The organism is Candidatus Accumulibacter cognatus (assembly GCF_000584975.1).
Taxonomy (GTDB): domain Bacteria; phylum Pseudomonadota; class Gammaproteobacteria; order Burkholderiales; family Rhodocyclaceae; genus Accumulibacter; species Accumulibacter cognatus.
Genome location: NZ_JDST02000031.1, coordinates 15,605 through 29,675, shown reverse-complemented (window position 1 = coordinate 29,675; position 14,071 = coordinate 15,605). Strand labels below are relative to the sequence as shown.

Sequence of the window (14,071 nt, the reverse complement as noted above, 5' to 3'; positions counted from 1 at the left end):
GTCGCTTGGCGACCGAGAGTTCTTGGCAGATCGGCGGACGCTGCCCGCCATCCACTCGCCGGCTCATTCCTTTGTCATGGCACTCAATCAATGGATCAACAACGTGACCGAAGCCCTCTTTGAATCGACGATCACCAGTTTGCCGCTGCTCGGCCGCGGCAAGGTGCGCGACATTTATGCCATCGATACCGAAAAGCTGCTGATCGTGACCAGCGATCGCCTTTCGGCCTTTGATGTCATCCTGCCGGACCCGGTGCCCGACAAGGGCAAGGTGCTGACGCGGCTGGCCGGCTTCTGGTTCGCCAGACTCGCCGGCATCATCCCCAACCAACTGACCGGCATTGACCCCGAAACGGTCGTAGCCGCCAGCGAGCGAGCGCAGGTACGAGGCCGTTCGCTGGTCGTGAAGCGCCTGCAACCACTACCGATCGAAGCGGTGGTGCGCGGCTATCTGATCGGCTCGGGATGGCAGGATTACCAGGCCAGCGGTTGTGTTTGCGGGATCCGGCTACCGCCCGGTCTGCGGCTCGCGAGCCGGCTGCCGCAGCCGATCTTCACTCCGGCGACCAAAGCAGCCGTCGGCAATCACGACGAAAACGTTTCGTTCGAACGCGCCCAGGCAGACTGTACGCTGGCGCTCGCCGCACTGCTGGCGGCAACCGGTCAGAGCGGGGAAGCAATCGTCACGCAGGCGCGCGACGCGGCCATCGCGCTGTACCTCACCGCCGCAGAATACGCGGCGGCACGCGGGATCATCATTGCCGATACCAAATTCGAATTTGGCGTCGATGCTGTGGGCACGCTGCACCTGATCGATGAAGCACTGACCCCCGACTCGTCACGCTTCTGGCCGGCCAACGCCTATCACGACGGCAGCAATCCGCCGTCCTACGACAAGCAGTACGTCCGCGACTATCTTGAAACCTTGGCCTGGAACAAGCAGGCGCCGGGTCCCCGCCTGCCACCAGCGGTGCTCGCCGCCACTCGCGCCAGATACGTAGAGGCATGCGAGCGCCTGACCGGCGAAGCATTTGTCGATTGACCGAAGCACGGAGACCCGCAGCAAGACACGTCCGTCTACGCCCACCTCAGCGAGGAGAACGCATGTATCTGGAGCCAAGCCCCCCTGACTGCAGCCACATCCTGCCGCAAGTCCGCAGCGTCTCCGTCGGCCGACCGTTCGCCTGGCTGGAGGCGGGTTGGGCCGACCTCTGCGCCAACCCGATCGCCAGCCTTGCCTATGGTCTGTTGTTTGCGATTGCTGGCGACGTGATCACGATTTTTGCGTGGCACAAAGGGCAACTGTTCATCATCGCAACTTCCGGCTTCTTTCTGGTCGGCCCGTTTCTCGCTGGTGGGTTGTACGAGATCAGCCGCCGCCGCGCAGCCGGCCAGACTTCGACTTTCTTCAGTTCATTCGCCGGTGGCCGGCGCAATGCGCCTGAACTCGCCATGATGGGCCTGCTTCTGACAATGATCGGGCTGACCTGGGAACGAATCACGACCTGGCTGTTCGCCTTGCTGGCGCCGACGATTACCCCGGATCTTCTCGAATTGCTGGCAGAAATCCACCTGTCGGCCGACCATCGCGATCTGCTGTTGATCTGGATCATGATCGGCGGAGCGCTGGCCCTGTTCGTATTTTCCATCACCGTCGTCTCGGTACCGATGCTGCTCGATCGCCAGCTCCCCTGCGGCATTGCCATCCGAACCAGTCTGCGAAGCGTCGATGCCAATCTGCTGCTGATGATCCTCTGGGGTACGATTGTGGTCATACTGACCGGGCTCGGTTTTCTCACCCTCTTCTTCGGTCTGATCGTTTTCATGCCGCTGCTCGGCCATGCCTCGTGGCATGCATATCGGGACCTTGTAGAATATTAGCCATGCTGAGCACTTCACTGTAAACCGCGTTCCCCCTTATCACCACGGAATCCCGGATGCCTGACCATACCCTGCAAGACAACCCGCTGCTCGACTTCTCCGGCCTGCCTCGCTTCGATGTGCTGAAGCCGGCCGATGTGCAACCCGCGATCAGTACGCTGCTCGGGCGCTGCCGGACGCTGATCGAGCGACTGACCACCGACGACATCGCCGCCACCTGGACCGATTTCGCCGCACCGCTCTTCGACGGTTTCGAACAACTGTCACGGGCCTGGGGAGTGGTCGGACATGTCCACTCGGTCAATGACATCTCTGCCTGGCGTGACGCCTACAACGGCATGCTGCCCGAGGTTTCACGTTTTTATGCCGAAGTCGGGCAGAACCTCCAGCTCTTCAACAAGTACAAAGCAATCGCCGCCAGCGACGAATACGCGCGCCTGTCAGTGGCGCAGCGGCGAATCGTCGACCACGAAATTCGCGATTTTCGTCTCGGCGGTGCGGAGCTGGCGGCAGAGGACAAGCCGCGCTTCAAGGCGATTGCCGAGGAACTCGCACAGCTCTCGGCAAAGTTTTCGCAGAATCTTCTCGACGCCACCAACGCCTTTGCCGAAGTACTGAGCGACGAGAGCGAACTAGCCGGACTGCCTGACGACGCTCGACAAGCTGCCCGCGAAGCCGCTGAACGAGACGGCAAGAGCGGCTGGAAGTTCACCCTGCACATGCCCTCCTACCTGCCGGTGGTGCAATACGCCGACAGCCGCCGCCTGCGTGCCGTGATGTATCGCGCCTACGCCACACGCGCCGCCGAATTCGGTGCCGCCGAACTCGACAATACGCCACTGATTCGACGCATCCTCGAACTCCGCCGCGAGCAGGCGCAACTGCTCGGCTACCAGAACTACGCCGAGGTTTCACTGGTACCGAAAATGGCCGAATCGGTGTCCCGGGTGCTCGACTTCCTGCGCGATCTGGCGGTCAAGGCCAGGCCTTTTGCCGAGCAGGATGTTGCCGACCTGCGCGCCTTTGCCCGCACCGAACTCGGTCTCGATCGCATGGAAGCCTGGGACGTCGCCTACGTTTCCGAAAAGTTGTTGCAAGCGCGTTATGCTTTCTCGGAACACGAAGTGAAGCAGTATTTTACCGAGGACAAGGTTCTCGCCGGTCTGATCACGGTCATCGAAACGCTGTTCGGCGTTCGCATCCAACCCGACAGTGCACCGCGATGGCACGCGGATGTGCGCTTCTACCGGATCGAGACGCCGGCGGGTGAACTGATCGGCCAGTTCTACCTCGACCTCTACGCGCGCGAGACCAAACGCGGTGGCGCCTGGATGGACGAGGCAATCAGCCGCCGCAGGCTGCCAAAGGTGTCGCCAACGCTGACCCGTGACGGCATCCAGAAGCCCGTCGCCTACCTCAACTGCAACTTTCCCCGACCAGTCTGCGACCAGGATGGAAAACTGCGGCCGGCAACCTTCACCCATGACGATGTGACCACCCTCTTCCACGAGACCGGTCATGGCCTGCACCATCTATTGACTCGCGTTGACGAGATCGGCGTCGCCGGCATCCATGGCGTCGAATGGGATGCAGTCGAGTTGCCATCGCAGTTCATGGAGAACTATTGCTGGGAATGGAGCGTGCTGCAGGGAATGAGCGCCCATGTCGACACCGGCGAGCCATTGCCACGCGCGCTGTTCGACAAGATGCTGGCGGCAAGAAACTTCCAGAGCGGCATGCAGACCCTGCGGCAGATAGAGTTTTCGCTGTTCGACCTGTTGCTGCACAGCGACTTTGACCCGGCTGTTGGTGGCAGCGTGCTCGAACTGCTGCACGAGGTGCGCCGCGAAGTAGCAGTGTTCGTCCCACCCGAGTGGCATCGATTCCCGAACAGCTTCGCGCACATCTTCGCCGGCGGTTACGGTGCCGGCTACTACAGCTACAAATGGGCCGAGGTGCTTTCGGCCGATTGCTACGGCGCTTTCGAAGAAACCGGCAACCCTTTTGACCAGGCCACCGGACAGCGTTTCCTCAACGAAATCCTGTCGACCGGCGGCAGCCGTTCGGCGATCGACAATTTCCGCGCTTTCCGCGGCCGCGAACCGCAGGTCGACGCCCTGCTGCGGCACCGTGGCATGATCGCGACGTAAGACTTTGAGGACCTGGAACATGCCCACCACCGCCCGGCGCCTTGGTCGCGCCACCGCCATCGTGCTGCTGATCGCCGGCACGGCCAGTGCCCAGACCACCTACCGCTGGATCGATCCGAAAAGCGGCGGCACCATCATCTCTGATCTTCCCCCGCCGCCGGGAGCCCGTCAGGTCATGAAATATTCCAGTACGACCGGAGTGGATGAACAGCAGCTGCCCTATGCGGTTCGCCAGGCAAGTGAAAAATTCCCGGTCATCCTGTATACCAGCACCGGCTGTGTTACCTGCAAGCAGGCACGCGGTCTGCTCAATGGTCGCGGCATTCCATTCACTGAAAAGATGCTCACCAGCGAAGAAGAAATCGCCGAACTCGGCCGTCAACTCGGTGGAGAATCCTTGTTACCCAGCATCAGCGTCGGCCGGCAAAGCGCGCGGGGTTTTGCCCCGACCACCTGGAACGAATTGCTCGACGCCGCCGGTTATCCGGCCAATAATCCCCAGCGCATCAAGCCCTCCAGCGGTGCCGCGGCCGAATGAGGCGAAGCGCAATCTGACAGGAATCTCGCGCGGACGCCCGACCCCAACACGGTCATGGCTGTTGCAGACAGGCACCGCGCCCTCGATCCTGCAAGCGAGGAGCGCCTTCCCTTGCGGAGTGTGCATTCCGGCTGGCACACCGGCATCGCTCGATGGGCATGGCATGCGCTCCTGCGAATTCCCCATCCTCCCCTCAACATCTCCGGCGACTGATGGCCACAATAAAACGGCCCGGGAGTGCTGAGACTCCCGGGCCGATTGGCCGATACTGATACTACTTGCTGCTGCCGAAGCAGCCCTTAGTGACCCGATGCCGAAGACGCGCCAAATCCGGTTTCCGAACGAACTTTCTGAGCCGGATACAGCGAACGCTCAAGCTGAGCCTGCTTGCTGTTGTCCAGCTTGGAAACCACATAGATCACCACGAACGCCGCGGTCATCGAGAAGATGGCCGGTGAAGAGTACGGGAACCATGCGCTGCCTTTGGGATTCTTCAGGACGGCTTCCCACACCGATGCCGACAAGATGGTCAGGACAACCGAGCTGATCAGGCCTACGACGCCACCGGCCACGGCCCCCTTGGTCGTGCAGTCCTTCCAGAGCACCGACATGAAGAGGATCGGGAAATTTGCCGAACAGGCGATCACGAAGGCCAACATCACCATATAGGCGACGTTTTCCTTCTCGAATGCGATCCCGAGACCCACCGCAACGATGCCGAGACAGATCGTGGTGATCTTGGAAACCCGCAGTTCGTGCGCCGAATCGGCCTTGCCCTTCTTGAACACCGTCGCATAGAGGTCATGCGACACGGCTGAGGCACCCGACAGCGTCAAGCCGGAAACCACCGCCAGGATGGTCGCGAAAGCCACCGCCGAGATGAAGCCGAGGAAGACATTGCCACCGACGGCGTTCGACAGGTGGATGGCCGCCATGTTGCCGCCGCCCCGCAGGCCATCCCAGACCAGCTTGCCATCAGGTCCGACCGCCTGCACCCCATCGACCATCTTCGGCACGTAGTAGGCTACTGGGTCCTGCGTCAGCATGACGATGGCGCCAAAGCCGATGATGAAGGTCAGGATGTAGAAGTAGCCGATCCAGGTCGTCGCCCAACCGACCGACTTGCGTGCTTCCTTGGCACTCGGAACGGTGAAGAAGCGCATCAGGATGTGCGGCAGGCCCGCCGTTCCGAACATCAGGGCCATACCGACCGAAATCGCGGAGATCGGGTCCTTGATCAGCACCCCCGGAGACATGATCGCGTCGTGCTTGGCGTGTATTTCGACGGCCTTGGCAAACAGTGCCTCGGGGTTGAAATTGAACTGCCAGAGCACGGCCAGCGCCATGAAGGTGGCACCGGAGAGCAGCATGATGGCCTTGATGATCTGCACCCAGGTGGTGGCCGTCATGCCGCCGAAGAGCACATAACACATCATCAGAACACCGACGATCATCACCGCATAGATGTACTCGAGGCCGAACAGCACCTTGATCAATTGACCGGCGCCGACCATCTGGGCAATCATGTAGAAAGCCACGACAACCAGCGTCCCGCAAGCGGCAAAGGTCCGCGTCGGTGTTTGTGCGAAGCGATAGGAAGCCACATCGGCAAAAGTGAACTTGCCCAGATTGCGCAGCCGCTCGGCCATCAGGAAGGTGATCACCGGCCAGCCGACCAGCCAGCCGATCGAGAAGATCAGCCCGTCAAAGCCGTTGGCGAAGACCAGCCCGGAGATGCCGAGGAAGGACGCCGCGGACATGTAGTCACCGGCGATCGCCAGACCGTTCTGAAAGCCGGTAATGCCGCCGCCGGCCGTATAGAAGTCGGCAGCCGTCTTGGTTTTCATCGCCGCCCAGCGGGTGATCCCCAGGGTAATCAGGACGAAGACGACGAACATGGCAATCGCCACCCAGTTGGTGGCCTGCTTCGTGGTATTGCCAAGGTCGGCACCCGCCGCGAGAACGCCGCCAGTGGCGAGCAGGCCCAAGGTTAGGCCGAAAATGTTGCGTATGGATTGGCTGCTCATCTCTTGTTGGCCTCCCTGAGGATCTCGGCATTCATGTCGTCAAATTCAGTGTTGGCACGGCGAACATAGATGTTGGTCAGGATGATCGTGAAGATGATCACGCCTACCCCCAGTGGAATTCCGATCGACGTGACCATCCCGGCACCCAGCTTGCCAGCCAGCCATTCCTTGTTGAAAGCAATCAACAGGATGTAGCCGTAGTAGGCAATGACCATCAAAACAGACAGGATATAGCCGAATGAATTGCGCTTATGTACCAGATCGTGATACTTCGGATTGGCCTCAATCCGTGCAACGACGTCTTCGCTCACTATTGTCTCCTCCTCAAAAAGTTCCTACTATCGAGTCACTTATCATGACTTCCAGCACATCATAATGGTCAATACTTACTTCCTGCTTACGCCAGCAAAGGAACCCCGAAACCACGAGAGCTTGTTAAAATCCGTCCCCATCCCCCTGACCCGGCCCTCCTGAATAAGAATGATTGATGCAAGCCTGCTCCCCGAACTGATCGCCAACTCGGCAAATCGCCAACCAGACGCCGTCGCGCTGACCTACGGCAAACAGTCGATGAGCTACTCCAAGCTCCAGCAAGCGATCGCTGGTTTCGTCGGCGGTCTGATCGCTCTCGGCCTGCAACGCGGCGAGCGGGTGGCGATCTACCTCGAGAAGCGGATGGAGACCGTCGTTGCGAGTTTTGGCACCACTGCTGCCGGTTGCGTCTTCGTACCGCTGAACCCCCTGCTCAAGGCGGAGCAGGTGGCCTACATCATGCGCGACTGCAATGTACGAGCGCTTGTCACCTCGCCCGAACGCCTGCCGCTGCTGACTGCAACGCTCTCTGCATGCCATGATCTGCGGCATGTCATCCTGGTCAACGCCGACTCCTGGCCAACCAGTACCGGCCCACTCGCCTGCCTGGGCTGGGACGATCTGCTGCAGGCGTCTTCTGCCGCCGGCCACCGGGTCATCGACACCGACATGGCGGCCATCCTCTACACCTCGGGGAGTACGGGCAAACCGAAAGGGGTGGTTCTCTCGCACCGCAACATGGTCGCCGGTGCCAAAAGCGTTGCGAGCTATCTCGAAAACAGCGCTGCCGACACGCTGCTGGCTGCCCTGCCACTCTCTTTCGATGCCGGCTTCAGCCAGTTGACGACGGCATTTCACGCCGGTGCGCGCGTCGTGCTGCTCAATTACCTTCTGCCCCAGGATGTGCTCAAGGCTCTGGCGAAAGAAAGGGTGACCGGACTGACCGCGGTACCGCCGCTCTACATTCAGCTCTCGCAGCTCGCCTGGCCAGCGACCATTAACCAGCACCTGCGATATTTCGCCAATACCGGTGGGCGCATGCCACGCGAAACGCTGGCCGCCTTGCGCGCACGCCTGCCAGCAAGCAAGCCCTATCTGATGTACGGCCTGACGGAAGCCTTCCGTTCGACCTACCTGCCGCCGGAGGAGGTGGACCGACGCCCGGATTCGATCGGCAAAGCCATCCCAAACGCCGAAATTCTCGTCCTGCGCGAAGATGGCTCGTCCTGCGCGGCCAACGAACCAGGCGAACTCGTCCATCGCGGCGCACTGGTGGGCATGGGTTACTGGAACGACCACGAAAAAACCGCCGAGCGTTACAAACCGCTTCCCACGAATACGCCGGGTCGCGATGCCGGTCTGGTGCTGCCCGAGATCGCCGTGTTCTCGGGTGACACCGTGCGCAGGGATGAAGAGGGTTTTCTCTATTTCATCGGTCGCCGCGACGAAATGATGAAAACGTCGGGCTACCGGGTCAGTCCCACCGAGGTCGAGGAAGTGATCTACGCCACTCGCCTGGTCGGCGAATGCGTTGCCTTTGGCGTCGAGCACGCAACGCTCGGGCAAGCCATCCAGGTGATTGCCACGCCCGCCGCTGGCGACAGCCTCGATACCACCGCCCTGCTTGCCGAATGCCGTAACCGCATGCCCGCGTACATGGTGCCGGCAGGCATCATCGTGCGGTCGGGCCCCTTGCCGCGCAACCCCAACGGCAAGATCGACCGCAAGGCGCTGGCCAGTGAGTTTCTCGCGATGAAAGTGGCTGCAGATGAATAATCGAAGCTCTCCGGTACATGCAGTGATCAATCCGTTCCCGGTACAAAACGGTGAACTCATCGTCGGTGGCCTGCCGCTGTCGCGACTCGCCGCGCGTGTCGGGCAAACGCCGTTTTACGTTTACGACCGGCATTTGCTGACGCAACGAGTCGGCGAACTGCGGGCTGCTCTGCCGACAACCCTGAAACTGCACTACGCGATGAAGGCCAACCCGATGCCGGCGCTAGTCTGCCATATGGCCGGCCTGGTCGATGGCATCGACGTGGCATCGGCCGGCGAACTACAGGTCGCTCTCGACGCCGGGGCCAATCCGCGCGACATCAGCTTTGCCGGCCCGGGCAAACGGCGCAGCGAGTTGCAACAGGCGGTTGCGGCCGGCATCCTGATCAATATCGAATCGTTTCGTGAGGTTGTGGAACTGGCAGCCATTGGCGACGCGACGGGTTACACGGCACGCATTGCCGTACGCGTCAATCCCGATTTCGAACTCAAGAGTTCGGGAATGAAAATGGGCGGCGGCGCCAAGCAATTTGGTGTGGATGCCGAACAAGTCCCCGGACTCCTGGCCGAGATCGGCCGCAGCGGCCTGGCCTTTGAAGGCTTCCACCTCTTTGCCGGCTCACAAAACCTCAGACCGGAAGCCATCGTCGAAGCGCAGGGCAAGAGCTATGAGCTGGCATTGCGCCTGGCACAGGCTGCGCCATCAACGGTTCGATTCCTCAACCTCGGCGGCGGGTTTGGCATCCCCTACTTCCCGGGCGAGCAGCCGCTCGACTTGGCACCAATCGGCGCCAATCTCGCCAATATCGTCGAACGCGCAGGCCATGAATTGCCGGCGGCCGAGCTGGTCGTCGAACTGGGGCGTTATCTGGTGGGGGAGGCCGGCATCTACGTCACCCGCATCGTCGATCGCAAGGTCTCGCGCGGTCACACCTTCCTCGTCTGCGACGGCGGACTGCACCACCATCTCTCTGCATCGGGCAACTTCGGCCAGGTGATCCGCAAGAACTACCCCGTCGCCATTGGCAACCGGATGACGCCGACCGAACTCGAAACGGTATCGGTGGTAGGTCCGTTGTGCACGCCACTCGACCTGCTGGCTGACCGAATGGCACTGGCCACAGCACAAGCCGGAGATCTGGTCGTGATCTTCCAGTCGGGCGCCTATGGGATTACGGCCAGCCCGCAGGCCTTTCTCGGGCATCCCGCCGGTATCGAATTGCTGGTCTGAGAACCCGTGAGAGAAGCTCGGCAATCCGTCAATCAAGAACGTATTTCTTATCGAAATATTCAGGGAGACCCTCAAGAAACGGCTCCAGGCGACGTTTACCCGATCAGGATAAACAGGAGAAACGCTCATGAAATCCGCTCTCGCTTCTCTTTGCCAGCGACTGATGATTGTCGGAACCACCCTCCTCGTGGTCAACAGCGTCGCTGCGGCCAGTTTCCTGCCGAGCAGTGCGCGTGTAGACAAAGGACTGACGCTCTATCTGCCCAGTCCTGTGAAAGCCGCTGCTATCCCCTCCGGCACCCACATAGCGGGCGACCGTGCCAACTTCCTCGGTCAGCTCTCCCTGCTGGCCAGCGAACCCGTCTCCACCCAGATCAACCGTGAGAGCGTACCCTTCGACAGCAAACCTGGGCAGGGAGACGATAATGCCACCGACGGACAGCGCGTGCACACCCGGCAGAGCGATATCGAACCAAGTCAGGCCGACTTCTCGACGCCAGCGCCGGGCCACATCGACAGTTCGCATGCGGAATATGTCGGCCTCCACAACACCCTCGACATCACCATGCAGCACCAGGTCATCCCGGGCAGTGGTCAGGACGGCGAATCCTCGTCTGCAACAGCGTTGGCCATCGTCGTGCTACTCCTTGGCGGCCTGGGATACGCGCAACTGCAGGGCAGGCCAGGCAAGCCACAAAAGCGGCGACCACTGTTTCCAGCATGAGACGTACTGGCTGACTGGCTGGAGAAGAACCTCGCCGTACAGGTGGCCCGGCTCCGGCCAGCTGTCCGTACGGACCAGGATCGATCTGAATTGCCCGGAGTACGGTATCTGTTTGGTTTGCACGCACTTCTTGTTAGAATCGACCGGTTAAGTGACACCCAACCGCGGCAAGGCAAACCATAACCATGCGCTCGAACTCTCCCAAGCCTTTACGGGCGCCCTTCTCTGTCTTGATGACCGGCTTCCTCCTGGCCTGCACAGTCGTCCCGGCCATGGCAGACGAGATCTCTGATGTGCGGCGTCTATTGAAACAGGGGCAGCCGGCAGAAGCCCTCGCAAAGGTTGATGCCTACCTTGCAAGCCGGCCGAGAGAGGCACAGGGGCGATTCCTGAAGGGACTGATCCTCGTGGAGATGGACCGTCCGAGCGAAGCCTTTGTCGTGTTCAGCGAGCTCAACGAGGACTATCCGGAACTGCCGGAGCCCTATAACAACCTGGCTGTTCTGTACGCCCGGGAAAAGCAGTACGACAAAGCTCGTACAGCACTCGAGATGGCGATCAGGACCGATCCAGGCTATGCGATCGCCCGCGAAAACCTCGGTGACGTCTACGCCAGGCTTGCCAGCGAATCTTATGGTCAGGCGCTGCAACTTGATCCTGCCAACAAACTGGCGAAGTCCAAGCTGTCCAGACTGCGGGAACTCAACCTCAGCGCGTCAGGCAGCGATACCGGCAGACCGGGCACGACGTTGCAACCAGCCGCTGGATCATCGAGAACGACCGGCGCCGCGCCAAGCAGAGGGTCTGCTGCGCCGCTGCCCACCTCCAACACGGCCGCAACCAAGCCCGTGACAAAGGTAACACCAATCGCCACGGCCGAAATACTGCCGGAAAGGCCGGCACAGAAACCTGCGGAGGCTAAAGTCGATCCTCCCCAGCACTCCTCGACCGCTGTCATCACCGAGCGGACTTCTGTGCGCCAGGACTCGGGACGAGGGGTCGAGGCCGGGGGTTGGGATTTGCTGTTCAGCCCCTACACGCTCCATTACAATCCCGACAAGGATCATAAACCAGTAGTCATGCTGGGCCTCAACAAAGCACTGGAAGGGCGCTGGTTTGCCGGTGGAGTCGTGTTCTCCAACTCCTTCGGGCAACCAAGCACCTACATCTACGCCGGGCAACGCTACGTCGAGCCCTTCGGCTTCGAGAACTGGTACCTGCAGTGGACAGCGGGTCTCCTTTACGGTTATGTCGGAGAGTACGAGGACAAGGTACCGCTGAACTACAAGGGCTTCTCACCGGGATTGGTGCCCAGTATCGGCTACCGGTTCAACAAGTACGTGTATGGCGAACTCGACATCCTGGGCGCTGCGGGACTGATGTTCACCGTGGTCGCCCCGCTGCCGAAGGACTGGCCCTGAGCCATCGCCGATGCTGCGCCTGTAGCACAAGACCTCAAGACCTGGTGCGAAAATGCTCGTTGCCTTTGCCAGTCCAATGCTTTAGTCGCTCCCCAGTCTGCCTGGTAATCGCGTTCGCTTCCCGATCTTGAGTCTTGCCATGCTGTCACCCTTGCTCCGCCGCCTACTGATCGCGCTTCTGATATTGCTGCTGTTTGCGTCCGGTATCTGGTGGGCAAACCGCCCCAAACCGGTTGCCGTGGTGCTCAAGGAGATCGAGCGCGGCCTGGTTGAATCGACGATCGCCAATACCCGCGCCGGAACGATTGAAGCCTGTCAGCGCACCCGCCTATCGACGATTACCGGTGGCCGCATCGAGATTTTGGCGGTCAAGGAGGGAGACCGTGTCAACAAGGGCCAACTGCTAATGAAGCTGTGGAACGACGACCAGCAGGCGCAGAGCGCATTGGCCGTCGCGCAGGCCGCGACGGCCCGCCACCGCATCAACGAGGCCTGCGCCGTAGCCATCAATGCCGAACGCGAAGCCGAACGGCAGTCGGCACTGCACGCCAAAGGTTTTGTCTCGGGCGCCAGGGAGGACAGCGCGCGCACCGAAGCGCTCGCCCGACGTGCCGGCTGCGAGGCCGCCCGCGCCGACCTGGCACAAGCCGAGACCAGGGTCAACCTGACGCGCGTCGAGCAGGGGCGGACGGTACTCTATGCGCCATTTGCCGGTACCATCGCCAAGATTGTCGGCGAGGTCGGTGAGTTCTCGACGCCATCGCCGCCCGGCGTGCCGACACCACCGGCGATTGACCTGATCGACGATTCCTGCCTGTACATCAAGGCCCCGATGGACGAAGTCGATGCGCCCAGGATCAGCGCTGGGCAGCCGGTTCGCATCAGTCTCGACGCGCTGCCGCGGCAATCCTTTCCAGGCCGGGTCAGGCGCGTCGCACCGTACGTCTCAGCCGTTGAAAAACAGGCACGTACCGTCGATATCGAGGCCACCCTCGATGACCCGAGCGCACCGGGAAAGCTTCTGGTCGGCTATAGCGCCGATGTCGAAGTGATTCTGGCGGTTCGCGATCAGGCCGTGCGCGTTCCCACCCCGGCGCTGTTCGAAGGCAGTCGGGTGCTGGTCGCGGACGCAGACGGCACGCTCCATGAACGCCGGATCAGGACCGGTCTCGCCAACTGGGAGTTTACCGAGGTCATCGAAGGCCTGGCGACCGGCGAACGCGTGGTGACCTCGCTCGAGCGTGCGGGCGTCAAGGCAGGTGCGCATTACTCGGTCGAAACCAGGCCAGCCGCAGCCGGCAAGTAATTGATGAGCGCGGCGCTGATCGAACTCTCCGGGATCGAGCGGGTTTTTCACCTCGGCGATAGTGAAGTGCACGCCTTGCGCCATCTCGACATCCGCGTTGCTGCGAGCGAATACGTGGCCGTGATGGGTCCATCCGGCTCGGGCAAATCGACGTTGCTCAACCTGCTTGGCCTCCTCGACCGCCCAAATGCAGGGACTTATCGTCTTGAGGGTTGCGACGTCACCACACTCTCCGCCAAAGAACAGGCACGCGTGCGCAGCGAGCGGATCGGCTTCGTCTTTCAGAGCTTTCATCTGGTGCCACGCCTTACCGCCGCTGAAAACATCGCGCTGCCAATGATCCTGGCGGGCATCGCCCCCCCCCGGCGTGCCGAGCGTGTCGCCCGCGCACTGCGAGACTACGGCCTGGAGAACCGTGCCAACCATCGTCCGGATCAACTCTCGGGTGGACAGCGCCAGCGCGTCGCGATTGCCCGTGCGACGATCATGCAACCGGCGCTGATCCTCGCCGACGAACCAACCGGGAACCTCGATCGCAACACCGGAGAAGAAGTGATGCGTCTGCTCGAAGGACTCAACGATCAGGGCGTCACGCTGATCGTCGTCACCCACGATGGCGACCTTGGCGCACGCGCGCGACGCCAATTGTTGATGGCGGATGGTGTCCTGGAACAGGATCGATGGCGCAGCCCCAGGGTTGACTGA

The 14,071-nt window shown here is 61.2% G+C and carries 12 protein-coding genes; 10 read left to right on the top strand and 2 right to left on the bottom strand.

The window, feature by feature from the left end; genetic code table 11:
• Positions 1–103: 103 nt before the first annotated feature.
• From AW06_RS06670 to AW06_RS06655, 4 genes are all read left to right on the top strand, one after another.
• Positions 104–1,042, top strand: a complete 939-nt coding sequence (locus AW06_RS06670) for a phosphoribosylaminoimidazolesuccinocarboxamide synthase (protein ID WP_034947729.1) — start codon at positions 104–106, stop codon at positions 1,040–1,042.
• Between the two features lie 62 nt (positions 1,043–1,104).
• Positions 1,105–1,881, top strand: coding sequence for a DUF2189 domain-containing protein (locus AW06_RS06665; RefSeq protein ID WP_273704456.1), 777 nt, complete (start codon positions 1,105–1,107; stop codon positions 1,879–1,881).
• A 56-nt stretch (positions 1,882–1,937) separates the two neighbouring features.
• Entirely contained in the window at positions 1,938–4,031 is a 2,094-nt protein-coding gene (locus AW06_RS06660) for a M3 family metallopeptidase (protein WP_273704455.1), read from the top strand.
• Positions 4,032–4,050: 19 nt separating this feature from the next.
• The gene (locus AW06_RS06655) at positions 4,051–4,569 is read left to right on the top strand and encodes a glutaredoxin family protein (protein WP_273704454.1); all 519 of its coding nucleotides are present in this window, start codon (positions 4,051–4,053) and stop codon (positions 4,567–4,569) included.
• Between the two features lie 299 nt (positions 4,570–4,868).
• On the opposite strand, the gene AW06_RS06650 is transcribed toward AW06_RS06655, so the two are convergent.
• Together AW06_RS06650 and AW06_RS06645 are read right to left on the bottom strand one after the other, a co-directional pair.
• On the bottom strand, positions 4,869–6,596 hold the full coding sequence (locus AW06_RS06650; RefSeq protein WP_034947549.1) for a cation acetate symporter: 1,728 nt from the start codon (positions 6,594–6,596) through the stop codon (positions 4,869–4,871).
• Positions 6,593–6,907 (bottom strand): DUF485 domain-containing protein, encoded by a 315-nt coding sequence (locus AW06_RS06645; protein ID WP_034947546.1) that lies wholly within the window; start codon positions 6,905–6,907, stop codon positions 6,593–6,595. The genes AW06_RS06650 and AW06_RS06645 overlap by 4 nt, the downstream gene beginning before the upstream one ends.
• Positions 6,908–7,076: 169 nt before the next feature.
• On the opposite strand from AW06_RS06645, the gene AW06_RS06640 reads away from it, so the two are divergent.
• The 6 genes from AW06_RS06640 (at position 7,077) to AW06_RS06615 (ending at position 14,071) form a co-directional block, all read left to right on the top strand.
• A complete protein-coding gene (locus AW06_RS06640) occupies positions 7,077–8,684 on the top strand; it encodes an acyl-CoA ligase (AMP-forming), exosortase A system-associated (protein ID WP_034947543.1) in 1,608 nt (535 codons plus the stop codon).
• Complete coding sequence (locus tag AW06_RS06635) at positions 8,677–9,915, top strand: pyridoxal-dependent decarboxylase, exosortase A system-associated (protein WP_034947540.1); 1,239 nt, start codon at positions 8,677–8,679, stop codon at positions 9,913–9,915. The genes AW06_RS06640 and AW06_RS06635 overlap by 8 nt, the downstream gene beginning before the upstream one ends.
• 127 nt (positions 9,916–10,042) lie before the next feature.
• Positions 10,043–10,639 (top strand): hypothetical protein, encoded by a 597-nt coding sequence (locus tag AW06_RS06630; protein ID WP_034947537.1) that lies wholly within the window; start codon positions 10,043–10,045, stop codon positions 10,637–10,639.
• Between the two features lie 272 nt (positions 10,640–10,911).
• Complete coding sequence (locus tag AW06_RS20045) at positions 10,912–12,060, top strand: tetratricopeptide repeat protein (protein WP_273704453.1); 1,149 nt, start codon at positions 10,912–10,914, stop codon at positions 12,058–12,060.
• 139 nt (positions 12,061–12,199) lie between these two features.
• On the top strand, positions 12,200–13,366 hold the full coding sequence (locus tag AW06_RS06620; protein WP_034947532.1) for an efflux RND transporter periplasmic adaptor subunit: 1,167 nt from the start codon (positions 12,200–12,202) through the stop codon (positions 13,364–13,366).
• A 3-nt stretch (positions 13,367–13,369) separates the two neighbouring features.
• On the top strand, positions 13,370–14,071 hold the full coding sequence (locus tag AW06_RS06615) for an ABC transporter ATP-binding protein (RefSeq protein ID WP_034947529.1): 702 nt from the start codon (positions 13,370–13,372) through the stop codon (positions 14,069–14,071).